25 protein-coding genes are annotated in these 24415 nt (G+C 74.0%); 4 read left to right on the top strand and 21 right to left on the bottom strand.

Going from position 1 to position 24415, the window contains the following annotated elements; genetic code table 11:
* Positions 1-191: 191 nt before the first annotated feature.
* The 3 genes from hisS to KME75_RS00690 are packed head-to-tail and all read right to left on the bottom strand — an operon-like array spanning position 192 to position 3041.
* Positions 192-1475, bottom strand: coding sequence for a histidine--tRNA ligase (hisS, locus tag KME75_RS00680; protein WP_219412627.1), 1284 nt, complete (start codon positions 1473-1475; stop codon positions 192-194).
* Between the two features lie 5 nt (positions 1476-1480).
* Positions 1481-2170 (bottom strand): MBL fold metallo-hydrolase, encoded by a 690-nt coding sequence (locus KME75_RS00685; RefSeq protein WP_219412522.1) that lies wholly within the window; start codon positions 2168-2170, stop codon positions 1481-1483.
* A 31-nt stretch (positions 2171-2201) separates the two neighbouring features.
* Complete coding sequence (locus tag KME75_RS00690) at positions 2202-3041, bottom strand: NAD(P)H-binding protein (protein ID WP_219412523.1); 840 nt, start codon at positions 3039-3041, stop codon at positions 2202-2204.
* A 117-nt stretch (positions 3042-3158) separates the two neighbouring features.
* On the opposite strand from KME75_RS00690, the gene KME75_RS00695 reads away from it, so the two are divergent.
* Together KME75_RS00695 and KME75_RS00700 are read left to right on the top strand one after the other, a co-directional pair.
* Positions 3159-3992 (top strand): peptidylprolyl isomerase, encoded by an 834-nt coding sequence (locus KME75_RS00695; protein WP_219412524.1) that lies wholly within the window; start codon positions 3159-3161, stop codon positions 3990-3992.
* A gap of 248 nt (positions 3993-4240) precedes the next feature.
* A complete protein-coding gene (locus KME75_RS00700; RefSeq protein ID WP_219412525.1) occupies positions 4241-5869 on the top strand; it encodes a carboxylesterase/lipase family protein in 1629 nt (542 codons plus the stop codon).
* A gap of 7 nt (positions 5870-5876) precedes the next feature.
* Here KME75_RS00700 and KME75_RS00705 read toward each other — a convergent pair whose 3' ends face one another.
* The 17 genes from KME75_RS00705 to KME75_RS00785 form a co-directional block, all read right to left on the bottom strand.
* A complete protein-coding gene (locus tag KME75_RS00705; protein ID WP_219412526.1) occupies positions 5877-6560 on the bottom strand; it encodes a TIGR04283 family arsenosugar biosynthesis glycosyltransferase in 684 nt (227 codons plus the stop codon).
* Positions 6561-6580: 20 nt separating this feature from the next.
* Positions 6581-7195: a TIGR04282 family arsenosugar biosynthesis glycosyltransferase gene (locus tag KME75_RS00710; RefSeq protein ID WP_219412527.1), complete on the bottom strand. Its 615-nt coding sequence runs from the start codon at positions 7193-7195 to the stop codon at positions 6581-6583.
* A 396-nt stretch (positions 7196-7591) separates the two neighbouring features.
* Positions 7592-8950: a DUF222 domain-containing protein gene (locus tag KME75_RS00715; RefSeq protein WP_219412528.1), complete on the bottom strand. Its 1359-nt coding sequence runs from the start codon at positions 8948-8950 to the stop codon at positions 7592-7594.
* A 102-nt stretch (positions 8951-9052) separates the two neighbouring features.
* Positions 9053-10681 (bottom strand): radical SAM protein, encoded by a 1629-nt coding sequence (locus KME75_RS00720; RefSeq protein ID WP_246631233.1) that lies wholly within the window; start codon positions 10679-10681, stop codon positions 9053-9055.
* A gap of 27 nt (positions 10682-10708) precedes the next feature.
* Positions 10709-11416, bottom strand: coding sequence for a hypothetical protein (locus tag KME75_RS00725; protein WP_219412530.1), 708 nt, complete (start codon positions 11414-11416; stop codon positions 10709-10711).
* Between the two features lie 428 nt (positions 11417-11844).
* The gene (locus KME75_RS00730) at positions 11845-12141 is read right to left on the bottom strand and encodes a hypothetical protein (protein WP_219412531.1); all 297 of its coding nucleotides are present in this window, start codon (positions 12139-12141) and stop codon (positions 11845-11847) included.
* A gap of 153 nt (positions 12142-12294) precedes the next feature.
* Complete coding sequence (locus KME75_RS00735; protein WP_219412532.1) at positions 12295-14616, bottom strand: RelA/SpoT family protein; 2322 nt, start codon at positions 14614-14616, stop codon at positions 12295-12297.
* Positions 14617-14709: 93 nt separating this feature from the next.
* A complete protein-coding gene (locus KME75_RS00740; RefSeq protein WP_308282472.1) occupies positions 14710-15249 on the bottom strand; it encodes an adenine phosphoribosyltransferase in 540 nt (179 codons plus the stop codon).
* Positions 15246-16478: a protein translocase subunit SecF gene (gene secF / locus KME75_RS00745; protein ID WP_219412533.1), complete on the bottom strand. Its 1233-nt coding sequence runs from the start codon at positions 16476-16478 to the stop codon at positions 15246-15248. Before secF ends, KME75_RS00740 begins: the two co-directional genes overlap by 4 nt.
* A gap of 1 nt (position 16479) precedes the next feature.
* Complete coding sequence (gene secD, locus KME75_RS00750) at positions 16480-18282, bottom strand: protein translocase subunit SecD (protein WP_219412534.1); 1803 nt, start codon at positions 18280-18282, stop codon at positions 16480-16482.
* A 51-nt stretch (positions 18283-18333) separates the two neighbouring features.
* Entirely contained in the window at positions 18334-18759 is a 426-nt protein-coding gene (gene yajC / locus KME75_RS00755) for a preprotein translocase subunit YajC (RefSeq protein WP_219412535.1), read from the bottom strand.
* Between the two features lie 52 nt (positions 18760-18811).
* Complete coding sequence (gene ruvB, locus KME75_RS00760; protein ID WP_219412536.1) at positions 18812-19840, bottom strand: Holliday junction branch migration DNA helicase RuvB; 1029 nt, start codon at positions 19838-19840, stop codon at positions 18812-18814.
* Positions 19841-19916: 76 nt separating this feature from the next.
* Positions 19917-20513, bottom strand: a complete 597-nt coding sequence (ruvA, locus tag KME75_RS00765) for a Holliday junction branch migration protein RuvA (protein ID WP_219412537.1) — start codon at positions 20511-20513, stop codon at positions 19917-19919.
* Positions 20510-21088 carry a crossover junction endodeoxyribonuclease RuvC gene (gene ruvC, locus KME75_RS00770; protein WP_219412538.1) on the bottom strand — a complete coding sequence of 193 codons (579 nt, stop codon included), beginning with the start codon at positions 21086-21088 and terminating at the stop codon, positions 20510-20512. The genes ruvA and ruvC overlap by 4 nt, the downstream gene beginning before the upstream one ends.
* A gap of 87 nt (positions 21089-21175) precedes the next feature.
* Positions 21176-21541 (bottom strand): VOC family protein, encoded by a 366-nt coding sequence (locus tag KME75_RS00775; RefSeq protein ID WP_219412539.1) that lies wholly within the window; start codon positions 21539-21541, stop codon positions 21176-21178.
* Positions 21538-21975: a VOC family protein gene (locus tag KME75_RS00780; protein WP_219412540.1), complete on the bottom strand. Its 438-nt coding sequence runs from the start codon at positions 21973-21975 to the stop codon at positions 21538-21540. The genes KME75_RS00775 and KME75_RS00780 overlap by 4 nt, the downstream gene beginning before the upstream one ends.
* 34 nt (positions 21976-22009) lie before the next feature.
* Positions 22010-22483 carry a helix-turn-helix domain-containing protein gene (locus tag KME75_RS00785; RefSeq protein WP_308282474.1) on the bottom strand — a complete coding sequence of 158 codons (474 nt, stop codon included), beginning with the start codon at positions 22481-22483 and terminating at the stop codon, positions 22010-22012.
* A 69-nt stretch (positions 22484-22552) separates the two neighbouring features.
* Between KME75_RS00785 and KME75_RS00790 the strand changes: the two genes are divergently transcribed.
* Entirely contained in the window at positions 22553-23149 is a 597-nt protein-coding gene (locus KME75_RS00790; protein ID WP_219412541.1) for a class I SAM-dependent methyltransferase, read from the top strand.
* Positions 23150-23224: 75 nt separating this feature from the next.
* Here the strand turns inward: KME75_RS00790 and KME75_RS00795 are convergent, their stop codons facing one another.
* On the bottom strand, positions 23225-23806 hold the full coding sequence (locus KME75_RS00795; protein ID WP_219412542.1) for a P-loop NTPase family protein: 582 nt from the start codon (positions 23804-23806) through the stop codon (positions 23225-23227).
* A 30-nt stretch (positions 23807-23836) separates the two neighbouring features.
* On the opposite strand from KME75_RS00795, the gene KME75_RS00800 reads away from it, so the two are divergent.
* On the top strand, positions 23837-24406 hold the full coding sequence (locus tag KME75_RS00800; RefSeq protein ID WP_308282475.1) for an MOSC domain-containing protein: 570 nt from the start codon (positions 23837-23839) through the stop codon (positions 24404-24406).
* The last annotated feature ends 9 nt before the right edge of the window (positions 24407-24415 follow it).

A 24415-nucleotide genomic window follows, 5' to 3' on the forward strand; every position in this document is an offset into this window, starting at 1 on the left:
TTCGTGGTGCCGGGAAGGCCCCCAGGCCTCAGACTTTGCTTCGGGCTAGACGCACCAATGCCAACCGAGCTCAGCCGGACCCGACCCGATTCTCATACCTCGTGGCGGCCGAAGGCCATGGGGGACTTTGCTGCAACTCGGCGGCTCGTGCGCGGCCCCACCCGTTCGATACGGCGGCCGCCCGGACGCCGCTACGCCAGCGCCGCGAGCACCGCCTCGACCGCGTCGTCGAGCGCCACGGCCTGCTGCTCGCCCGAGGCGAGGTCCTTGAGCCCGATCGTCCCGGCCTCGAGGTCGCGCTCGCCCAGGACGAGGGCGAACTGCGCACCGGAGCGGTCGGCGGCCTTCATCGCGCCCTTGAGGCCCCGGCCCCCGTAGGCGATGTCGACCCGGACGCCGGCGCGGCGCAGCTGCGCGGCCAGCACGACCAGCCGCCGCTTCGCCGCGTCGCCGAGCGGCACCCCGAAGACCTCGCAGCGCGCCTCCGACCACGGCGCCAGGCCCTCGGCGCGACAGGCGAGCAGCGTGCGGTCCACCCCCAGCCCGAAGCCGACCCCGGAGAGCGCCTGCCCGCCGAGGGTCTCCATCAGCCCGTCGTAGCGGCCGCCGCCGCCGATCCCGGACTGGGAGCCGAGGCCGTCGTGCACGAACTCGAACGTCGTCTTCGTGTAATAGTCCAGGCCGCGCACCATCCGCGGGTTCTCCGCGTAGGCGACGCCGAGGTCGTCGAGGTGCTGCTTCACGGCGGCGTGGTGCTCGGACGACGCCGTGGACAGGTGGTCGACCAGCAGCGGTGCCCCTTCGAGCAGCGCCCGCACCTCGGGGCGCTTGTCGTCGAGCACCCGCAGCGGGTTGAGCTGCGCGCGGCCCCGCGTGGCCTCGTCGAGCGGCAGGCCGGCGAGGAACTCCTGCAGGCGCTCCCGGTACGCCGGCCGGCACTCGGCGTCGCCGAGCGAGGTGATCTCCAGCCGGTAGCCGGTGAGGCCGAGTGCCCGGAAGCCCTCGTCGGCGATCGCGATGACCTCGGCGTCGAGCGCGGGGTCGTCGACGCCGATCGCCTCGACGCCCACCTGCTGCAGCTGCCGGTAGCGCCCGGCCTGTGGCCGCTCGTACCGGAAGAACGGGCCCGCGTAGCGCAGCTTGACGGGCAGCCCGCCGCGGTCGAGCCCGTGCTCGATGACCGCCCGCACGACGCCGGCCGTGCCCTCGGGGCGCAGCGTCACCGAGCGCTCGCCACGGTCGGAGAAGGTGTACATCTCCTTGCTCACGACGTCGGTGGACTCGCCGACCCCGCGCGCGTAGAGCCCGGTCTCCTCGAACACGGGCAGCTCCAGCAGCCCGTACCCGGCCCGGTCGGCCGCCGCGATCAGCGTGTTCCGCACGTGCTCGAACCCCGCCGACTCCGACGGGTAGTACTCCGGCACGCCCTTGGGCGCCGCGAAGCCGGTGACCTTCTGCTGCGCGGTCTCGTCCAGTGTCGTCACAGTCCCCGCTCCTTCACCGGCACGCCGAGCCCCCGCAGGAACGGGTTGGACGCGCGCTCGCGGCCGACGGTGGTGGTGGGGCCGTGCCCGGGCAGCACGACCGCTGAGTCGTCGTGAGTGAGGAGCTTGTCGCGCAGGCTCGCCATCATCTGCGCGAGGTTGCCGCCCGGCAGGTCGGTGCGCCCGATCGAGCCCGCGAACAGCGTGTCGCCCGCCAGGATCACCTCGACGCCCTCCTCGGTCGGGGTCGTGAACACCACGGACCCGCGGGTGTGCCCGGGGGTGTGGTCGACCCGCAGGGTCAGCCCGGCCAGCTCCAGGCTCGCGCCGTCGGACAGCTCGCGCACCTCGCGCGGCTCGCGCATCTCCATCCGCCCGCCGAAGAACGCCCGCGACTCCTCGGACAGTCCCTTCATCGGGTCGGCGAGCATCTCCCGGTCGTCGGGGTGGATCCAGGCCGGCACGTCGTGACCGTCGCACACCGGCGACACCGAGAACGTGTGGTCGAAATGCCCGTGGGTGAGCAGCACGGCCACCGGGGTGAGCCGGTGCTCGGCGAGCAGCGCGTCCAGGGGTTCGACGGCGTCCTGGCCGGGGTCGACCACCACGCACGCCTCCCCCGGACCGCCTGCCACCACATAGCAGTTGGTCTGGAACGAACCGGCCGGGAAACCTGCAACGAGCACGTGACCAGCCTAGAGGGGCGACGCACCCGGGTTACGACGCCCGCCGGAACGCCTCCGCGTGCTCGGCGGCCCACTGGGTGAACGTGCGCGGCTCACGTCGCGTGACCTCCCGGACCGTCGGCAGCACCGGCGACTCGTCGAGGTCACCGTCGACGTAGAACTTCACGAACGCGTCGACGTACTTCTGCGGCATCGACGCACCCATCTCCGCGACGGCGTCGGCGTCGGGGATCCCCTCGAACCGCAGGTTCCGGCCGAGCACCTCGCCGAGGACGCGCACCCGGTCGGCGGGCAGCAGCGCCTGCGGGCCGGTGAGGCGCAGCGCCTCGCCGTCGTACCCGCCGTCGAGCAGCACCGTGGCCGCGACGGCGGCGATGTCGGCGGGGTCGATCACCGCGGCGGCCACGCCCGGGAACGCGGCACGGACCACGTCACCGGCCGCCAGCTGGGACGTCCACTGCAGCGCGTTGGTCATGAACATCGACGGCCGCAGGAACGTCCACGCGACGCCGGACGAGCGCACGGCCTCCTCGGAGCGGATGTGGTAAGCGGCCACGGCGTTGCTCATGTCCCCGGACGGCACCGCCGCGCTGGACAGCAGCGCGACCCGGGCCACGCCGGCCCGCCTGATCTCCGCGAGCAGGCCGGGCATGTCGGCGTAGCCGCTCATGAGGAAGACACCGTCGACACCCGCGAGCAGCGGCAAGATCGTCTCGGGCCGGTCGAGGTCGCCCGCCACCGGCTCGACGGTGGACGGCCACGCCACCGACCCCGGTCTTCGCGACAGCGCCCGCACCGGCTCCCCCCGTTCGGCCAGCTCCCGCACCACCGCCCCGCCGGCGTTGCCGGTCGCGCCCGTCACCAGGATCATGTCCCCACCCCCAGTCACAACCGTTCCCCGTCGCACGCACCGTAGCGAGCCACTCGCCCGATTCTCAGGAACGCTCGTTATCCTGCGGCCGATTCCGGCGAGGACGAGGGAGAACCGGTGGCGACCAACCAGATGCGGCGCGAGGCGGCGAAGCGGAAGCTGGAGAACCAGCAGAAGCGGCGCGCCGAGCAGGCCCGGCGCCGGCAGCGCACCGCCATCATCACCTCCGCCGCGGTGGTCGTGGTGGTCGTCGTCGGTGTCGTGCTGCTGAGCACGGTCGGCCTCGGCGGCGACGACCAGGCGGCGCAGGACCCGGCCGCCGACCCCAGCGCCGTCCCCGCCGCGCTGGGCGACTGCACGTTCACCCCCACGCCGGACGAGCCCGCGGCCAAGCCCGCCCCGGTGCCGTCGCTGACGACGGCACCGACGACCGGCACCGTCCCGGTGACGCTCCAGACGGATCAGGGCGCCATCCCGCTGACGCTGGACCGGGCGACCGGTCCGTGCGCCGTGGAGAGCTTCCTGAACCTCGTCAACGCCGACTACTACGACAACACGCCCTGCCACCGGCTCACCACCAGCGACCTGCTGAAGGTCCTGCAGTGCGGCGACCCGACGGGCGAGGGCACCGGCGGGCCCGGCTACACGATCAACGACGAGCGCCCGACACACCTCGCCCCGTCCGACGCGGGCAGCGGAACCGTGGTGTACCCGCGCGGCACCGTGGCGATGGCGAAGACGAGCCTGCCGAACTCGGGGGGCAGCCAGTTCTTCCTCGTCTACGGCGACTCGAGCCTGCCCCCGGACTACACCGTGTTCGGCACCGTGGGCGAGGAGGGCCTCGCGACGCTGGACGCCATCGCGCAGGCCGGTTCGGACGACGCCAACGGGCCGGGCGACGGCGCGCCGCTCACCCCGGTCACGATCCAGGACGTGACGACGGCCGCCTGACGCGACTGGGCGCCCACCGGGCGCGTGCTCCGGCGCCCGGTCGCTCCGGGGCGCGGGGGTGAGCGGCGCCTCCGCGACGGTGAGCGCACCCGATGGGGTGAGTACGTGGGCGACCGCGGCGACGCACCGCTCGAGTCCGCGACGAGCTCCACCCGACCGGTTGCGCATGCCGCTCGACCGGGTGAGCACGTGCTCACTTCATGGTGGGGGCCGCCGGGGCGGCCGTTCGGGCATGGCAGCATCGGGTCATGCGCCGCCGACTCGAACTCCCGGCGGCGGCCCTCGTCGGCGCGGTGCTGGTCGCCTCCTGCTCCACCCCCGAGGAACCGCCCGCTGCGCCCCCGCTCGCCGAGCGCGTCACGGTCGAGCAGGGTGAGCTCCGCGGCGTCGCCGACGGCGACGTCCTGCGCTACCAGGCCATCCCGTATGCCGCGCCGCCCGTCGGGGACCTGCGCTGGCAGGCGCCGCAGCCGCCGCAGGGCTGGTCGGGCACCCGCGACGCCACCGAGCCGGGCGACCGCTGCGCCCAGCTCGCCGCCCCGCCGGACGCGCCGCACGCCACGGCGGGCAGCGTCAGCGAGGACTGCCTGACGCTGAACATCACGGCGCCGGCCGGCACCACGCCGAGCTCGCGGCTGCCGGTACTCGTCTGGATCCACGGGGGCGGGTTCAGCGCGGGCGCGGGGAGCGACGTCGACCCGCGCCGGCTCGCCGAGGCCGGCCCACTGGTCGTCGTCACGATCAACTACCGGCTGGGCATCTTCGGATTCCTCGGCCTGCCCGGGCTGCCCGACTCGGGCACGTTCGGGCTGATGGACCAGCAGGCGGCGCTGGCCTGGGTACAGCACAACATCGCCGCGTTCGGCGGCGACCCGGGCAGTGTCACGATCGCGGGGGAGTCGGCGGGTGCCGATGGCGTCTGCGCCCAGCTCGCGTCACCGACGGCGGTGGGGCTGTTCCACCGCGCGATCATGCAGAGCGGTGGGTGCAACGCCGCGAACATCATCGACGTGATCCGGCCCGGCACCGGGCCGGGCGGTGACACCTGGAAGCCGCTGCCGCTGGTGCAGGCCGCCGGGCGCACGGCCGCCGCGGCGTTCGGCTGCACCGACCCGGCCACCGAGCTCGCCTGCATGCGCGCGGTGCCCGCCGAGCGGCTCGTGTCTGGGGCCGGGGTGTACTGGAGCCCCGCCACCGGCACGCCGACGCTGCCCCGCCGCCCGTCGGACCTGATCGTGGACCGCGACCTGCGGCCGGTCCCGGTGCTCGCCGGCACCACCCGGGACGAGGGCACCCTGTTCACCGCCGCGTTCTACGACCGGGCGGGCACGCCGCTCACCGACAGCGGCTTCCGCGCGCTGCTCGCCGCCGTCGCCCCGGCGCAGACCGAGGCGGCGGGCCGCGCCTACCGGCTCATCGACCGCTCCCCCGGCCGCGCCTGGGCCGACGTGATCACCGACCACGGCTACGCCTGCCCCGCCCTGCCCACCTATGCGGGGCTGAGCGAGCGGGCCCCGGTGTACGCCTACGAGTTCGCCGATCCCACCGCGCCGTCACCGTTCGTCGCGCTGCCGCCCGACCTCGCCGACGGCGTCACGCACGGCGCGGAGATGCCCTACCTGTTCGACCTCGTCCCCGGCCAGCCCGAGCTCACCCCGGACCAGCAGGCACTGGCCGCGGAAATGGTGGCCCGGTGGGCGCGCTTCGCTGCCACCGGCGACCCGAACAGCGGCGACGCGAACGCGCCGGTGGAGATCACCTGGCCGCGCTGGACCGGCGCCGGCACGATCCTCACGATCACCGGCCCCGGGATGGGGACGCTCCCGCGGCCCGCCGCCGACTTCGCCGCCGACCACCACTGCGCCATCTGGGGCTGAGCCCGGCTCAGTGGGCCCGGCGCCCCCGCCGGGTCCCGCGCTCGTAGCGGCGGCGGATCCGCTCCGGGTCGACGCCGAGCAGGTACTGCAGCTTCAGCCACTGCATCAGCACGATCATCCGCCACGGCCCGTGTGCGGCGATGCGCCGCGCGGACGCGGTGACGGCGACGTCGAGCACCGCAAGCCGCCCGCGCCGGGCCAGCCGCCGCGACATCTCGAAGTCCTCCATGAGCGGCAGCTCCGGGAAGCCGCCGAGCGCGTCGAACACGGTCCGCCGGACGAACATCGCCTGGTCCCCGAACACCTGGTGCAGCCGGCGCGCCCGCAGGTTCGACGTCACCCGCAGCCAGTCCAGCCCCGGCGAGCGGCGGTCGAACGCCAGGCGCAGGCCACCGCCGACCACCCGGGGGTCGGCCAGCGCGGCCCGCAGCGCCCCGAGGGCCGCGGGCGGCACGACACAGTCGGCGTGCACGAACCAGAGCACGTCGCCCGAGGTCGCCGCGGCGCCGGCGTTCAGCTGCCTGCCCCGGCCGCGGGGCGCGGTGACGGTGCGGGCATGGCGGGCGGCGAGCGCTGCGGTGCCGTCGGTGCTGCCGCCGTCCACCACCACCAGCTCACACTCCGGGAAGTCCGTGCGCAGGCGCAGCAGGCACGCCTCGATCCCGGCGGCCTCGTCGAGCACCGGGACCACGATTGAAACCGTCGTCCGAGTCACGTCAGGAGCCCGGTGACGGCGCGCGGGACGCGCGGGTCGGCGGCGAGCGCGGCTGCGTCGGCGGGGGTGTCGAGGTCGTGCTCCGGCCCGATCAGCGCGACGGTGAGCCCGGCCGCGGCGGCCGCGTCGAGGCTGCGGGCGAGCATATCGGGGCCGCCCCAGCAGGACGGCGGGATCGCGAACGCGGCCGGCCGGGGCGTCGCGAGCGCCACCAGGTAGTAGCCCCCGTCCCGGGCGGGGCCGAAGACCACGTCGACGCCTCCCGCGAGCCCTTCCGCGGCCGCCGCGAGGTGCTCCTCGCCCAGCACGGGGCAGTCGGTGCCGACCAGCACGACCGGCGCGGCGCGCAGCGCGTGCACGTGCGCGACGGCCGCGGCCATCCGTTCCCCGAGATCGCCCTCGCACTGGGGGAACAGCGTCGCGGCCCCCACCAGCGGGGCCACGAGCTCGGCCGGTCCGGCGCAGGCGACGAACACCGCGCCCGGCGCGGCCCGCTCCGCCGTCGCCGCCGTGTGCCGGATGAGCTCGGCCTGCAGCCGTGCGCAGCCCGCCGGACCCAGCAGCGGCTCCAGGCGCGTCTTCGCCCGGCCGGGCACCGGTGCCTTCGCCATGATCAGGAGACCAGGGCCCGGCGACGATCCGGTTCCCGGGTGCGCGGCGAACACCACGGCGGCACCCTAGGGCAACGCGATCATCAAGAGGCCACGGTGGTGTGGGCCATGCTGGCCGCCGCCCCGGACTGGGGCGCGGTCGCCGGTGACCCGCTGCCGCAGTGCCTGGAGCTGCCCGCCGATCGGGTCAGAACGGTGGCGGATCGCTGTCGGCCTCGCTTCGCGGCGCCGGTTCGGCCGGCGGAGGCGGCGGTAGCGGCTCGGGTCGGTAGTCGTGCCGCTCGCTCAAGTAGCTGTGCCCGGTCGGGGTGATCCATTCGATGCCGCCGTCGGGATGAGCGAGGACCTGCCAGCCCGGTCGGTGCTTCGTCCTGTGGTGGTGCGGGCAGCCGTCCATCAGGTTCTTCTCCCCGGTGGGGCCTTCCGGGAACGGCACGATGTGGTCGAGTTCGGCGTCCAGGGCTCTCCGGCGACAGCTCGGGTGCCGGCAATACACGTCGCGGGCCCGGACGAAGTCGGCCAGCGCGGCGGGTGGCTTGTAGACCTTGCGGCCGTAGTCGAGCAGCGCCCCGGACAGCGGGTGACCAATCGGTGCCAGACGCTGTCGGCAGCGATCTCGCGGGCCAGATCAGCGGCGATCGGGCCGTAGCCGACGAGTTCGCAGGGCTGGTCGTCGCGCCCGAGCAGGGTGGAGTGCGGCATCACGATCTGGACCAGCGGCTTGCCCGGGTTCACGGGCTGAGGCGCCGGACCGCACCACACCGTGCCGGCGGCCTGCTCGGGCTGAGTGGTGTCGGCGCTGTCGGGGTCGGCGCCGTCGACGCTGTGGCGGGCGTAGGTGATCTGCCCGGTCAGCAACGCAACCAGCAGGTCCGCGCGGCGCGCATCCATCCCCCGCGGGTCACCGGCACCCATCCCGCGGGCGAGCCTGGTCAGCCACTGATGGGCCGAGTGCGCGTCCGGGGCGGACAGCATCGCCCACAGGGCGGCCATCCCGTCCTTCTCGTCCCCGACCACGACGCGGCGGTCCTTGCGGGCCTCCCGGTGCCGGTCGTTGGCGCCTTGCGGGTCGACGGCGATCACCGCCCGCGCCAAAGCCGCCCGCAGCTGCGCGAGGGTCTGCTTCGGGGCGCGGGCGAGCACCCGGTCCTGCACGGCGCCGGCCTGCTCCCGCGTCAGGTACTGGGTGGCCTCGCAGATCGCCCGGACCTTCGGCTGGTCGATCAGCCCGACCTCCCACACCTGCCGCGCACCGGCCAGTTCGGCGTCCAGCCGCACCGCCTCGGACAGCCGCGCTTTGGCGGTGCCGCGGGAGAGATGCAACGCCAGCCCGATCTCGTCGGGGGCGTACCGGCTCACCCCGGAGGCCTTGTCCGCCATGGCGAGGTCGCCGGCGTCGCCGGGACGGCGGCGGGCGAACTCGGCCAGCAACCGCGCCTGCCGGGCCTGCGCCCACGCCACCAACCGATCGAACCCGATGATCCCGTCGACCAGGCTCGCATCCGACATGACCGCCGGGTCGGCGGTCGAGGAATCCACGTCGAGCGCCAGCAACCCACACGGCCGCGCCCGCGCCAGCGTGAAATCGGCGACCGGCTCGGCATCCATGCCGGGCTGCCACTCCACCCCGCCGTCCTCGGTCGGCGCGGGCAGATCCAGCACATCCGCGGGCAACGACTCCAGCAGCTCCCGGAAAGCGAACTCGTCGAGACAGCCGTCGTCCACGAGGGACCCCGTGACCGACTCTTCGAACATACGTTTGATTCTACCGTCCTGAGCGGCGGTTCGGCTGCTCTCGGCTCCCTCGGCGGTGAACGGCGTTCTCGGGGCGTCGGACGGTGGACGGGCGCGGAACTCTCACACCGCGCAGTTGTAGACCAGCGGCATCGACCCGTCGCCCTGGCGCAGCGTCAGGAACCGCTCCACGGCCCGCCGCTTCGCCTCGCCCATGGTGAGTTCCGGGCCGCCCAGCAGGAAGTCCGGGGAGGTGTCGAGGTCGGCTCCCGCGGGGTGCCAGTGCCAGCCGTCGGCCGTGACCGTCAGCTCGGGCACGGTGTTGTCCTCGCCGATGACGACGCCGTCGCTCGCGTGCCCCCGCTTCACCAGCGGCCGCACCGCGAACGCACTCCCCCGCACCCCCTTCGCCGCGAGCAGCTCGCGCAGCGGCTCGACCTGGTGGGCGTTCTCCGCGGTCTCGGTCATGCCGACCCGGACCGGCAGCCCGAGCGCGAGCGCCGTCGTCAGCCCGTCCATCGCCTTGGCCCAGGAGCCGCGGCCGCGGTGCAGGTCGTGCAGCTGCGGGTCGGCGCCGTCGAGGGAGGTCTGCAGGGTCAGCCGCCGGCGCCCGGCGAGGCGCTGCAGCTGGTCGCGGCGCCTGCCCTGGTACAGCATGCCGTTGGTCAGGCAGACGACGTCGATCCGTTCGGTGGCGTAGAGCAGGTCGTCGACGATGCCGGGCCGCAGGAACGGCTCTCCACCGGTGACGTAGAGCTGCGTGAACCCCTCGGCGACGGCCTCGTCGACGAGGGCCCGGAACCGGTCCGCCCGGATCTCCCGGCGGCGGGCCTGTGGGGAGGACGCCACCGAGCAGTAGTCGCACGCCAGGTTGCAGTGGAAGTTCGTGTAGAGCCAGAGCCGCGCGGGGAACAGCACCGAGCCGAACAGGGGCAGCACGGGCAGCCCGTCGTCGGGCCGATCGGGCACGTCGCCCCAGGACACCTCGGCCCCGGAGAAGTCGGGCAGCGCCGACTTGTAGAGCTGGTAGCGCCCCCGGGAGCGCTCGGCGGGCGGCACGACCTCCAGGCAGGTGGTCCACCACCCGGTCTCCACTGCCTCGGCGAACGCCTCGGGCAACCCGGCGGCGCGGATCGACGCGGCCTGTGCCCGCCAGTCGTAGTCCAGGCGCACCAGCTCCGCGCGCGCCGCCCCGTCGGTCACCTCGAGCATCGCGTACCAGACGTGCTGCCCGCCGTCGTTGGCCGGCCGGCCCAGCACCCCGACGTTGACCACGAGCGTGTCGCCGAACCGGCGCATCCACGGCAGCCCGGAGTGCGTGCAGCAGATGACGTCGGCGCCGGACTCGGCGATCCGCAGCGCGTGCTGCACGTCCGAGAGCGACTCCCACCAGAAGTCGTTCACCGCGAGCGTCGAGCCGTGCACGAGGTGGACGTCGACGCCGTCGATCGTCTCGCGTCGTTCGGTCGGCAGCGTCCGCATCCACGCGGCGAACTCCGCGGAGGTGTTGCGGAACGTGTAGTCGTAGGCGATCGCGGCGAACGCGTTGTCGGCGTCGTCGATGTAGCCGCACCCGCAGTCGGTCTGCCCGCTGCCGATCGCCACCTCGTAGTTGCCGGCGATGCACTCGACGCCGTTGTCGGTCAGGAGCGGCCGGACGGCCTCGGGCTCGACCCCGTACGCCCCGAAGTCACCGAGGCACACGAGGCGGTCGGCACCGCGGGTCCGCGCGTGGGAGAGGAAGGCCCGCAGCGCGTAGGGGTTCGAGCGCGATCCTCGTCATGGATACACGGCATCGCCGTCCGCGGTGGCCGCGCGATCGACCTTGCGGTGGAACCGCATGCCGGCCAGCCCGCCGAGGACGGCGCCGAGCAGGCTCGCCACCAGCGCGACGACGGCGGCGATGATCCCACCCGTGGTCAGCTGCCCCTCGTTGATAGGGAGCCGGGGCAGCCCGTTGAGGTTCGCGAGCACGTCGAACTGCGCGCCCGCGATGGCCCCGAGCACCGCGACGACGACCGCGATGACGATCGCCCACACCCACACGGCGACGCCCTGCCTGGCCCCGTTGAACCGGGCCATCCGCCCCGCGACGTAGCCGCCGCAGTAGTAGGCCACGACGAGGATCACCAGCAGCACGATCGCGCCGGTGATCCCCACCGTCCGGGCGGTGGCGGGGTCGCTGGCGGCCTGGTCCAGCGCCTGCCCGGTCCCGCCGGTGGTGTTCGCCAGTCCGATCGCGGTGCCCGCCGCGGCGACGATCCCGGTGAGCAGCAGCGCCATCCCCGTGGCGGTCAGCCAGCCGAAGAACGCGGCGCCCCACTTGATCCCGCCGTAGCGTTCCTTCTGCACGGCGACGGCCGACCGCGGTTCGGCCGGGACGGGCTCCGACCGCTGCAGGGGCCGGGTCTCGTCGAAGCGCCGGTCGGCGGGCGGTGGGTCCATGGGCCGGGGATCGGTGGGCCGGGGATCGGGGCCTGTGCTCATCGTCATCTCCTGTCCCTGTTGCTCGAAGAACTACCCCACGGGGCGGCCCCGACACCCCGGGCGGGCGACTACTCCCCCAGCGCCGTGACGAGCGCGAGCAGCCCCGCGTAGAGCACGAGACCGCCGAGGAACCACGGGAAGCTGGAGCGCCCGCCCGAGGGGATCTCCTCCTTGAACCGTTGAGCAGGATCGACCCGCCCAGCAGCGCCGTGAGCAGCGCGACCAGGAGCGTGCTCGACGGGGCGAACAACGCCGACGCCACCCAGCCGAGCAGCAGCGCACCGGCCAGCGCGAGCCGCCCGCGCACGTCGAACCGCCGCGGGTAGTGCTCCTGCAGGCCGCGGTCGGTGAGGACGAAGTGCAGCCCCATCGCGATGGTGAACAGCACCGCGAACGCGATGCCGGTGCGCAGCCGCAGCGCCATCGTGTTAGGTGATCAGAGCGTTGTAGATCATGAACGAGCCCAGGTGCAGCCAGTAGACGCCCGCGGTCGGTTCCCCGGCCGCGCTGCCGCGCTGTGCGAGCCGCTCCAGCCCGTAGAACGCAGTGAAGCCGGCCAGCGCGACGAGGAAGATGCCCAGGTCGAGCAGCGGCGTCGGCCGCAGCACGTCCGACAGCGCCTCGCCGATCGCCTCGTTGCCCTCCGCGATCTCCGGCAGCAGGTGCAGGAACACGTAGGCCACCGCGAGGCCGCCCGCGAACGATCCGGTCGCGCGCTCGGGCACCAGCGGTAGCTTCCGGATCCGCGGGGCGGCCAGGTGCAGCGCGGCCAGCGCCAGCGCGCGACGACGAGCGCCCCGACGACGCTCTGGGTCACCGTCAGCTCGGTCTCCAGCACACGGCCCGAGTGCCACGCACACGGGCCGGGAAACGTGCCGTCAGCTCGCCGACGTCACCCGGTACACGTCGTAGACGCCCTCCACGTTGCGCACCGCGCGCAGCACGTGGCCCAGGTGCTTCGGGTCGCCCATCTCGAAACTGAACCGGGAGACGGCCACCCGGTCACGCGACGTGGTGACCGACGCCGACAGGATGTTGACCTTCTCGTCGGCCAGCACCTTGGTGACGTCGGACAGCAGCCGGTGCCGGTCGAGCGCCTCCACCTGGATCGCTACCAGGAACACCGACCCGGGCGACACCGACCACGCCACGTCGACGAGCCGCTCGGCGCGCGCCTGCAGGTCGGAGGCGTTGGTGCAGTCGGTGCGGTGCACGCTGATGCCGCCGCCGCGGGTGACGAACCCGAGGATGTCGTCGCCGGGCACGGGCGTGCAGCAGCGGGCCAGCTTGATGTACAGGTCGCCGACGTCGCCGTCGTCGCCGCGCACCACCACGCCCGCGTCGCCCGTCGTACGACGCAGCCGCACGGTGGACGGGGTGGCCCGCTCGGCGAGGTCCTCCTCGGCCTGCTCCACACCACCGAGCAGGGCGACGAGGCGTTGCACGACGTGCCGGGCGCTCGCGTGCCCCTCTCCGACGGCCGCGTAGAGGCCCGACAGGTCGGGGAAGTGCAGCTCCCGCGACAGGGCGGCCATCGCGTCGGTGGACACCAGCCGCTGCAGCGGCATCGACGTGCGCCGCGCCTCCCGGGCGATGGCCTCCTTGCCCGCCTCGATGGCCTCCTCGCGGCGCTCCTTCGCGAACCACTGCTTGATCTTCGTCTTGGCGCGCGGGGATGCGACGAACGCGAGCCAGTCGCGGCTCGGGCCCTGCCCCTCGGCCTTCGAGGTGAAGATCTCCACCTGGTCGCCGGACTCGAGCTTGCGCTCCAGCGCCACCAGCCTGCCGTTGACCCGCGAGCCGATGCAGCGGTTGCCCACCTCGGTGTGCACGGCGTACGCCAGGTCGACCGGCGTGGACCCGGTGGGCAGCGTGACCACGTCGCCCTTGGGCGTGAACACGAAGATCTCCTGCGACGCCAGGTCGAACCGCAGCGACTCCAGGAAGTCGCCGGGGTCGGCGGCCTCCCGCTGCCAGTCGAGCAGCTGGCGCATCCAGGACATCTCGTCGACCTCGACGGTGCCCGCCGACGGGCCGTTGGCCCCGCGCGTCTCCTTGTAGCGCCAGTGCGCCGCGATGCCGTACTCGGCGGTGCGGTGCATCTCGTGGGTGCGGATCTGCACCTCCAGCGGCTTGCCGTCCGGCCCGATCACCGTGGTGTGCAGCGACTGGTACACCCCGAACCGCGGCTGGGCGATGTAGTCCTTGAACCGGCCGGGCATCGGCTGCCACAGTGCGTGCACCATGCCCATCGCCGCATAGCAGTCGCGCACCTCGTCGACGAGCACGCGGACACCCACCAGGTCGTGGATGTCGTCGAAGTCGCGACCCTTGACGATCATCTTGCGGTAGATCGAGTAGTAGTGCTTGGGCCTGCCCTCGACGGTGGCGGCGATCCGCGCCGAGTCGAGCTGCTGGGTGACCTCGTCGATCACCTGCTTCAGATAGGTGTCGCGGGAAGGCGCTCGGGTGGCGACCAGCCGCACGATCTCGGAGTACTTCTTCGGGTGCAGGATCGCAAAGGAGAGATCCTCCAGCTCCCACTTCACCGTGGCCATGCCGAGCCGGTGGGCCAGCGGCGCCAGCACCTCGAGCGTCTCGCGCGCCTTCTTGGCCTGCTTCTCCGGCGGCAGGAAGCGCATCGTGCGCATGTTGTGCAACCGGTCCGACAGCTTGATGACGAGCACCCGCGGGTCGCGCGCCATGGCGACGACCATCTTGCGGATCGTCTCGGCCTCCGCCGCGCTGCCCAGCTCGACCTTGTCGAGCTTCGTGACGCCGTCGACGAGGTGCGCGACCTCCTCGCCGAAGTCGGCGCGCAGCCGGTCGAGCGAGTAGTCGGTGTCCTCCACGGTGTCGTGCAGCAGCGCCGCCACCAGCGTGGTGGTGTCCATGCCGAGCTCGGCGAGGATCGTCGCGACGGCCAGCGGATGGGTGATGTAGGGGTCGCCCGACTTGCGCTTCTGGCCCTCGTGCTTGGCCTCCGCGACGTCGTAGGCCCGCTGGAGCAGCGCGAGGTCGGCCTTCGGATGCAGTGCCCGGTGCACGCTCGCCAGCGGCTCGAGCACCGGGGCGACCACCGCCACGCGCTGCGGTGTCATGCGACGGGCGATCCGTGCGCGCACCCGGCGGGTGGCCGACGGCTTCGCCGGACCCTCCGGGCTGGGGACCGGAGGCGCGGCCTGGTGCACATCGGTCATACCCTGCCCTCCATCTTCAGAAGGATAGTCCCGCGGACGGGGATGCAGCGCAGGGATCCGCCAACCGGCGCCACGCGGCGGGTCGCCCGTGGCCTATGCCGTCAGCAGCGCATGCACCGGGATCGCCCCGAGCCGCTCCCGACCACCGAGCCCGGTGAGCTCCAGCAGCGTCCCGAAGCCGACGACGTCGGCCCCGGCATCGGCCAGCAGCGCGCACGCCGCCGCCGCGGTGCCCCCGGTGGCCAGCACGTCGTCCACCACGAACACGCGCGCCCCGGGCGCGACCGTGTCGGCCGGAAGCTCCAGCGTGGCCGTGCCGTACTCGAGGTCGTAGGTGCGTGAGCCGGCCACCCGCGGCAGCTTCCCGGCCTTGCGGACCGGCACCACCCCGGTGCCGGCGACGATCGCGACGGCCGCAGCCAGCAGGAACCCGCGCGCCTCCACCCCGACCACCACGTCGGCGTCACCGGGCAGCGAGGCCAGCTCGGTGCTGATCGTCGCGAGCGCCTCGGCGTCGGCCAGCGCGGGCGTGACGTCGCGGAAGAGCACCCCCGGTGACGGGTAGTCCGGAACGTCCCGGATCAGCCCGACGACCCGCGTCAGCTCGGGCTCGGCGTTGATGTCGACCTTCACCGGCGCCGCTTTCCCGTCGGCCGGGCCGCCTTGCCGCTCGGGCGGGCCGCCTGCCGTCGATCCGCGACCTTGCCCTGGCGCGCCGGCACCCCGGCCGCCGCGACCATGGCCCGCTCCTTGCGCTGCTCGCCGGCGAGCACCGCGTCGTCGAGCAGGTCGGGGTCGCCCTCGGGCTCCCCCGCCGCCGCCGCGGCGGCGCGCTTGCGCCGCGCCGCGACCTTCGCCGCCTGCTCCCGGAACCGGGGGTCGCGCAGCTTCAGGTCCACCAGCAGCGGGGTGGCCAGCAGCAGCGACGACACGACGCCCGCGATGATGCCGACCATCTGCACCAGCGCGAGGTCGGCCAGCGTGCCGACGCCGAGCAGCCCCACCCCGATCACCAGCAGCCCGATCACCGGCAGCACCGCGATCAGGGACGTGTTGATCGAGCGCATCAGCGTCTGGTTGAGCGCGAGGTTCGCCGCCTCGGCGTAGGTGCGCCGGGTCAGCCCGAGCAGCCCGCGGGTGTTCTCCTTGACCTTGTCGAACACCACGACCGTGTCGTAGAGGGAGAAGCCGAGGATCGTCAGCAGGCCGATGACCGTGCCGGGGGTGACCTCGAGTCCGACGATCGAGTACACCCCGGCCGTGACGACGACGTCGTGCAGCAGCGCCACGAGCGCGGCGACGGCCATCGCCCGCTCGAAGTAGAACGCCAGGAAGATCGTCACCAGCACCAGGAACACGGCCAGCGCGATGAGCGCCTGCTGCGTGATCTGGCCGCCCCAGCTGCCGCTGACCGCGCTGTCGCTGATGGCGTCGACGGCCGGGACGCCCTCGGCGCCGAGCGGTTGGAACGTGTCGAACAGCGCCTGCTTGAGCTCGATCAGGACGGCCGGGTCCAGCGCCTCGGTCCGGATGAGGACCGAGGCGGCGTCACCCGCGCCGACCGTCTGCACCGCGGCGGGTTCGTCGCCGACGACCCGCTCGTAGACGCCGCGGACGGCTTCGACCTCGGCGGGCGCGCCGGCGGTGGCCGCCGGGAACTGGATCTGCGTGCCGCCGGTGAAGTCGATGCCCAGGTTGAAGCCGCGGAACACGATCGACCCGATGCACACGAGCACCAGCGCCGTGAACACCAGGTACCACATGCGCCGGCGGCCGACGATGTCGAACGCGCCCGTGCCCGTGTAGAGCCGGGAGAGCACGCCGCGGCGCTCGGAGGGCCGCTCGGAGGTGGTGGCCGCCATGTCAGGCTCCCTTCCCTGCGCCGGCCGTGGCGGCGGGTCGCTTGCGCCCCGCGCCGAGCCGTGCCACCGATCCCAGGCCGGAGAACGCCGGGCTGCCGAACACCCGTGAGTTCGACGCGAGCGCCACCAGCGGGTGCGTCACGAGGAACACGACGACCAGGTCGAGCACCGTGGACAGGCCGAGCGTGAACGCGAAGCCCTTCACCTGGCCGACCGCCAGCAGGTACAGCACGGCGGCGGCGAGGAAGCTCACGGCGTCGGCGGACAGGATCGTGCGCCGCGCCCGCACCCAGCCCCGCGGCACCGCGGAGCGGAAGCTGCGGCCCTCCCGGACCTCGTCCTTGAGCCGTTCGAAGAAGATGACGAACGAGTCGGCGGTGATGCCGATGGCGACGATGAACCCGGCGACGCCCGCGAGGTCGAGGGTGAACCCGATCCACCGCCCGAGCAGCACCAGCACGGCGTAGACGACCACGCCGGAAAGCACCAGCGACAGGATCGTCAGCACCCCGAGGACGCGGTAGTAGAACAGGCAGTAGATGAACACGGCCAGCAGGCCGATGCCGCCCGCGATCAGGCCGGCCTGCAGGGAGGCGATCCCGAGCGTCGCCGACACCGTCTGGGCCTCCGACGCCTCGAACGACAGCGGCAGCGACCCGTACCGCAGGATCCCGGCCAGGTCCTGCGCCTCCTCCTGGCTGAACTGCCCGGTGATCTCGGTGGTACCGAAGATCGGCCCGTTGATCGTGGGCGCGGAGACGACCTCGCCGTCGAGCACGAACGCGACGTTCTTGCCGACGTTGTTGGTGGTGTACTCGCCCCACGTGGCGGCACCCGCGGCGGTGAAGTCGAGGCTGATGACCCAGCCCACTCCCTGCGGGTTCTGCTGCGCCATGGCGTTGTCGATCTCGGTGCCCTCGAGGAACGAGGGGCCGAGGACGTACTTGAGGGTGCCGTCCTGGTTGCAGGTGACCAGCGGCAGCGTCGGGTCGGCGTAGCCGCGCAGCGGGTCGGGAGCGCTGCAGTCCAGCGCGGCGAGCGCCTGCTGCTGCACGGCGGGGTCGCTGCTCTGCCGGGTCTCCCGCGCCTGCGCGATCGCGGCCGCGAGCTCGGGGTCGGCGGGTCCGGCCGGGGCGGTCGCACCGGGCGCGGGTGACGCCGGGGCGGGCGTCGGGGTCGGCTCGGGGGTCGGCGGTGGCACCGGGTCCTGCAGCGGCGCGGTGTGGGCCACGGGCGCCACCTCGCGCTCGACCGGGTCGCCCGCGCCCTGGGGCTGGGCCGGGTCGGCGGGCGGCGCGGCCGGGTCGGCGGGCGGGGCCGCCGGGTCGGACGGGGGCGCCTGGGTGGGCTCGGCGGGCGCCGCCGGGTCCGGCGCAGCACCGGGCTCCGCGGTGGAGCCCTCGGGCGCCGGGGCGGGCGCGGCGGCCACCGGGCCCCCGATCACCTCGCGGAACCGCAGCTGGGCCGTCTGCCCGAGCGAGCGGGCCTGGTCGCCCTCCTGGCCGGGCACGGTGATCGTCAGGTTGCTGCCGTCGAGCACCACCTCGGCGCCACCGACGCCCAGGCCGTCGACGCGCTCCTGGATGATCCGCTGCGCCTGCACGAGCTGCTCGCGGGGAGGTTCGGCGCCGGTCTCCGTGCGCGCCTGCAGCGTGACGCGGGTGCCGCCCTGCAGGTCGATGCCCAGCTTCGGCGTGGGGTCACCGTCGCCGGTGAAGAACACGAGCGAGTACAGCACCGCGACGACGGCGGCGAACGCCGCGAGATAGCGCCAGGGACGGATGCGCCCCGGGGTGGTGGCCACAGCTGTCGGTCTCTTCCTTCTTCTCGTGCGCCGCGCCGATGCGGGACGGGGTCAGTTGCGGGACGAGCCGTTCGCGGAGTCGTCCTTGGTGAGCGACGGGCGGTCGGCGTCGTCGGTGGTGGCGCCGGTGGTGGTGCTGCTCCCGGTGGTGGTGCTGGCGCCGGTCGCCACGTCGTCGGCGGTGGCCGTGGTGGTGGGCTCCGCGTCGCCCGCGGTCGGGTTGACCTTCTCGCGGACCGCGGCCCGCACCCAGGTGGTGACGACGCCGTCGGCGATCTCGAGGTCGACGGTCTCCTCGTACGAGGCGTCCACGACGGTGGCACGCAGGCCGGAGGTGGTCATCACGACGTCACCGGCGTCGAGCGACGACTGCATCGCCTGCATGTCCTTCATCTGCCGGCGCTGGCGCCGCCCGGACAGGAAGATCGGGATGAACAGCAGCAGGATGAGCAGTGGGAACAGCAGCGAGATGTCCATGGTCTCCGTATCTCCGCACGTCGAGAGCCACCCGAGTCTGCCAGCCCCCGTGTCAGAACAACGCGGGAGGTCCGCCAGGGGTGACGTCCGGCGGCGGAGCGATGCCCAGATGAGACCAGGCGGCGGCGGTGGCCACCCGGCCCCGTGGCGTACGTGCCAGCATTCCGGCCCGCACCAGGTAGGGCTCGCAGACCTCCTCGACGGTACCCGGTTCCTCGCCGACCGCGACGGCGAGCGTGGACACGCCCACCGGACCGCCCCCGAACGAGCGTACGAGCGCGCCGAGCACCGCCCGGTCGAGCCGGTCGAGGCCGAGCTCGTCGACGTCGTAGACGGCCAGCGCGTCGCGGGCGACCTGCCGGGAGACGGCCCCGTCAGCCCGGACCTGGGCGAAGTCGCGCACGCGCCGCAGCAGCCGGTTGGCGATGCGGGGCGTGCCGCGCGACCGCGCGGCGATCTCCGCGGCCCCGTCGGCGCGCAGTTCGACGTCGAGGATGACGGCGGCGCGGCGCAGCACCAGCTCCAGCTCGGCCGGCTCGTAGAACTCCATGTGCGCGGTGAACCCGAACCGGTCGCGCAGCGGGCCGGTGAGCGCCCCGGCCCGGGTGGTGGCCCCCACCAGCGTGAACGGGACGATGTCGAGCGGGATCGAGGTCGCGCCCGGGCCCTTGCCCACCACGACGTCGACCCGGAAGTCCTCCATCGCGAGGTAGAGCATCTCCTCGGCCGGACGGGCGATCCGGTGGATCTCGTCGATGAACAGGACGTCGCCCGCCTCGAGGTTCGACAGCATCGCGGCCAGGTCGCCCGCCCGTTCCAGGGCCGGCCCGGACGTCAGCCGGATCGCGGCGCCCATCTCGGCCGCGACGATGAGCGCGAGGCTCGTCTTGCCCAGCCCGGGCGGGCCCGACAGCAGGATGTGGTCGGGCGGGTCGCCGCGCCGCCGCGCCCCCTCCAGCACGAGCGACAGCTGCTCCCGTACGCGGACCTGCCCCACGAACTCGGCGAGGTTCCGCGGTCGCAGGGACGCGTCGACCTCCACGTCCTCGACGTCGGCGGCAGCCGCCAGTTCCTCACTCACGCGCCCTCCGCACTTCGGAGCCGTACTGCTGCCGCAGGGTAGGTGCACACGGCAGTTCGGCTCCGAACCGGTGCCGTCACTTGCGGCCCAGACGGGACAGCGCGCTGCGCAGGAGCGTGCTCGCGTCGGCGTCCGCGTCGCTGCCCAGCGCCGCGTCGACGGCCTGTTCGGCGGGCTTCGCGGTGAAGCCCAGGCCCAGCAGCGCTTCCACCACCTGGTCCCGGCGCGGGTTGCCGTTCGCGGCGGCCGGCAGCAGGGCCGGGGCGGCCGCGGGCGCGACGACCTTGTCGCGCAGCTCCAGCACCAGCCGCTCGGCACCCTTGCGCCCGATGCCGGGGACCCGGGTGAGCGCGGTGACGTCGCCGTCGACGAGCGCACGGCGCAGCGCGTCCGGATCGAGCACGGCGAGGGTGGCCAGCGCGATCCGCGGCCCGATCCCGCTGACGGTCTGCAGCAGCCCGAACAGCTCGCGCTCGTCGGCGTCGGCGAACCCGAACAGCGTGAGCGATTCCTCTCGCACGACCAGCGCCGTGGCGAGCCTGCCCTGCTCCCCGCGGCGCAGCCCCGCCAGGGTGGCCGGGGTGGCCTGCACCGCGAGCCCCACTCCGCCCACCTCGACGACGGCGTGGTCGAGCCCGATCTCCAGCACCTCGCCGCGCACCGAGCTGATCACGACGCCTCCCCCGCCCGGCGCGCGGCCGCCGCGGCCAGCCGGGCCGTGTGCGCGCGGGCCAGCTCGGCGGAGCGGGCCTGCGCCTTCGCCATCCGGTCGAGCATCGGCGCCCGCCAGCAGTGGCAGATGGCGAGCGCGAGCGCGTCGGCGGCGTCGGCGGGCCGCGGCGCTTCCTCGAGCGCGAGCAGCCGCGTGACCATCGTGGTGACCTGCTGCTTGGCCGCCCGGCCCTCCCCGGTGACCGCGGCCTTCACCTCGCTGGGCGTGTGGAACGCGACCGGCAGCCCGGCCCGCGCGGCCAGCAGCGCGACCACGCCGCTGGCCTGCGCGGTGCCCATCACCGTGCGCACGTTGTGCTGGCTGAACACCCGCTCGATCGCCACGACGTCGGGCCGGTGCCGCTCGATCCAGCGCTCCACGACGGCGCCCACGGCCAGGAGCCGTTCCTCGATCGGCGCGTCGGCCGGCGTCCGGACGACATCGACGGCCACACACCGGACCGTACGCCCGCCCCCGCCGTCGACCACGCCGAGACCGCACCGGGTGAGCCCCGGGTCGACGCCGAGCACCCGCACGCTGTTTCCCCTCGGTCCGCGAACAATCGTTCGAGGGGCAGGCTACCGGCGCGCCGGGGTGGCGGGGCGGGGGCGCGCCGGGTCGCGTCAGGCCTTGTCGTTGACCAGCAGCGCGCGGCCCTCCGGGTCGGTCACCCGGATGTAGCTGCCCCACGGCTCGGTGACCGGGTCCGTGACCTCGACACCCGCCGCGCGCAGCTCGGCGGCGGTGGCCACGAGGTCGGCGCATCCGAACGTCATGGGGTACTGCGGGTCGGGATCGCGCCCGAAGTCCTTCGCCGCCGACAGCACCAGGCCGGTGCCGCCGCCGGACGGGACGACCTCCACCCACCGCGCTCCCGGCCACATCTCGGCGTCGGTGAGCAGCGTGAAGCCGAGCCGTTCGACGAAGAAGTCGCGCATCACGTCCTGGTCGGCCACCGCGACGATCGCCGACGCGATCCGGCTGATCACGACGTGAACCCGGTGTGCTGGGTGAGGCTGAACCAGTTGCCGGAGTCGTCGCGGAAGATCGCCTCGACGCCGTAGGGCCGGGCGGCCGGCTCCTGCGTGAACACCACACCACGAGCGCTGAGCTCCTCGTAGGTCTTCTGGCAGTCGTCGGTGGCCATCACCCCGGTGCCCATCGCGCCCTTGGCGACGAGCGCGTGGATCTGCGCCGCGGTCTCCGGGTCGTTGCCCATGCCGCAGTCGGCCAGGATGATCTCGACGTCGGGCTGGCCGGGCGGGCCGACGGTGAGCCAGCGGAAGCCCTCCCCCGCGCCCTCGAACTCCCCGCCCATCGCCACGTCGCTGCGCACCTCGAAGCCGAGCTTCCCGGTGTAGAACTGCTTCGCCCGCTCCTGGTCGAGCACGTAGAAGCAGGCATGGGACATCCGGTTGATCACGATCGTCTCCCTCCCTCGTGGATGCGCCACGACGCTAGGCCGGGGTGCCGCCGTCCGGCTTCTCCCCGATTGCGGTGCCGCCCGATCCGGTGCCGCCCGATCCGGTGCCGCCGCCGGGTCTCCCCCACGCCATCGCGAAGCACCCCGGCACCATCGCCGCCCCGCGCGCCACGTGCACCCGGCGGTACTCCGTGGGCGAGGCGCCGACGAGTCTCGCGAATGTCGAGCTGAACGACCCGAGGCTCGAGAACCCGACAAGGTGGCAGATCTCGGTGACGGTGAGGTTCGCCGAGCGGAGCAGGTCCTGCGCGCGCTCCACCCGCCTGCGGGTGAGGTACTGGCCCGGCGTCTCGCCGTAGGCCTCCTTGAAGCCGCGCGCGAAGTGGTAGCGGGAGAAGCCGGCCGCCGTCGCCATCGCGTCAAGGTCCAGCGGCTCGGCGAAGTGCCGGTCGATGAGGTCACGGGCGCGGCGCAGGTGGAACACCGCGGGCACGACGGGCGGGGCCACATCCGCATCCTCCCCCATCGCCGCCCGCCGTTCACGTGCCGTCCACACCGGACGCCTACCGTCCACGCCGTGTCCGACGGCCGCCTCCTGTTCCGCGAGTTCCTGCGCGCGCCCACCCGCGTCGCCACCGTCACCGCCAGCTCCGACGCGCTGGTCGCCGCCATGATCGCGCCGCTGCTCACGTCGTTGCCCGCCGACGGCGTGGTCGTCGAGCTGGGCGCCGGGACCGGCCGCGTCACCGAGGCGCTGCAGCGCGTCCTCGGCGGCCGCGGTGCGCACCTCGCGATCGAGCTCAACCCGCTGCTCGCCGAGCGCCTCGCCGCGCGCCACCCGGGCGTCACCGTCGTGCGGGCCGACGCCGCGCGGCTGCCCGAGGTGCTGCGCGAGCACGGGATCGACCGGGCCGACGCCGTGTCGAGCCTGCTCCCGTGGGCGGCGTACGCGGCCGCGCCGATCCCGGCGATCGTGGCGGCTGCCCTCGCACCGACGGGGACGTTCACCCAGGCCTCGCTGCTGCCCACGCGCTGGATGGGCCCCGCCCGGCGGCAGGAGCGCGACCTGCGCGACGCCTTCGGGCAGGTGACGCCGAGCCCGCCGGTGTGGCGGAACCTGCCGCCCGCCCGCGTCCTGGTCGCCCGTCGCCCCGCCGGCGTCGCGGCCGGGTGAGCAGGGCGCGGAGAGAGCCGGACGGCCGGCCGGGCTCCGCGCACCCGGAGGCACCGGACGACAGCGGTGGCCGGTTCAGGGCGCCGCCGATCGGGCGGCCGCGCTCACCGGTCCACAGAACCACGAACGCACCTCCCGGCGGCTGCGCAACCGCACCACGACCGGGCGGTCCGCCGCGGCGAGCACGGCCCGTACCCGTTGCCCGGTGTGCGGGTAGGTCGTCCACGCCCAGCGCAGGATGTGGTCGCGGTCGGTGAACACCGTCCACAGCGGCGGCTCCATGTTGCCGTTCCACAGCTCGATCCGGCGCAGCCGTCGCCGCACCGTCCGCCGGACGAGTTGCTCCGCCACCCGCCATCGGGGCAGGTCCAGCCAGACGAGGAGGTCGGCCCGCGCCAGCAGCAGCGCCCGCACCGCGCCGTACTGCCACTCCGCCACCCACTCGTCGGAGCCGGCGAAGGCGGCCACGTCGCCGGCGAACTCCGGGCGCGGCGTCCAGTTCGGCCCGTGGTGCAGCGCGTCCAGCTCGTGGCGCGCCAGGCCCAGGCGCACGGCCAGCGCCGCCGCGACCGTGGTCTTTCCGGAGCCCGAGCACCCCGCCACGAGGACGCGGCGGGGGCGGTGCGGCAGCGGGTCGGCCGGGCCGAGCGGGATCACCGCCCCATTCTCGCCGGTAGCGTCACCGGTGTGGATGTGGAGGTACCCGTCGAGATCGTCGGGCTGCTGGTCTCCCCGGTGCACGTCTACGCGGGGCGCCCGCAGGACGGGCCGGCCCCCGATCCCGGCGGCAGGCGCCCGGATCGCGTCGAGGTCCGGGCCGGGCTCGGGCTGGTCGGCGACCGCTACTACGGCCACCCCGCCCACCGGCGCGCGGCCGTCACGGTGTTCGCCGCCGAGTCACTCGACGAGGTCGCCCGCGAGCTCGGTCGCGCCGCGCTCCCCGACCCGCTGCTCACCCGCCGCAACGTCGTGCTCCGCGGGTTCCCCGTCGACCGCGTCGCCGCCGGCCGCGACACCGAGGGCGCCGTCTTCGCCCTCGACTCGGGGGACGGCCCGGTGCGCTTGCGCGCCCACCGCCCCGCGAACCCGTGCCGCTGGATGGACGCGGTGCTCGCGCCCGGTGCGTTCCGCGCCATGCGCGGTCGGGGCGGGGTGCGGTGCGCGCCGCTCGACGACGGGTGGCTGCGCGTGGGCCCGGCCGTGCTGCGGGTGGTCGAGCCCGCCCGGGCGGCACCGGGACCTGCCGTGCCGGGGTGAACTGCGGCC

Source organism: Pseudonocardia nigra (assembly GCF_019396355.1).
GTDB lineage: Bacteria > Actinomycetota > Actinomycetes > Mycobacteriales > Pseudonocardiaceae > Pseudonocardia > Pseudonocardia nigra.

Excerpts from the sequence above, each read along its gene's own strand:
- KME75_RS00690 (WP_219412523.1), bottom strand. The coding sequence starts at position 3,041 with ATGATCCTGGTGACGGGCGCGACCGGCAACGCCGGCGGGGCGGTGGTG.
- KME75_RS00700 (WP_219412525.1), top strand. The coding sequence starts at position 4,241 with ATGCGCCGCCGACTCGAACTCCCGGCGGCGGCCCTCGTCGGCGCGGTG.
- KME75_RS00710 (WP_219412527.1), bottom strand. The coding sequence starts at position 7,195 with ATGGCGAAGGCACCGGTGCCCGGCCGGGCGAAGACGCGCCTGGAGCCG.
- KME75_RS00715 (WP_219412528.1), bottom strand. The coding sequence starts at position 8,950 with ATGTTCGAAGAGTCGGTCACGGGGTCCCTCGTGGACGACGGCTGTCTC.
- KME75_RS00725 (WP_219412530.1), bottom strand. The coding sequence starts at position 11,416 with ATGAGCACAGGCCCCGATCCCCGGCCCACCGATCCCCGGCCCATGGAC.
- KME75_RS00735 (WP_219412532.1), bottom strand. The coding sequence starts at position 14,616 with ATGACCGATGTGCACCAGGCCGCGCCTCCGGTCCCCAGCCCGGAGGGT.
- secF (WP_219412533.1), bottom strand. The coding sequence starts at position 16,478 with ATGGCGGCCACCACCTCCGAGCGGCCCTCCGAGCGCCGCGGCGTGCTC.
- yajC (WP_219412535.1), bottom strand. The coding sequence starts at position 18,759 with ATGGACATCTCGCTGCTGTTCCCACTGCTCATCCTGCTGCTGTTCATC.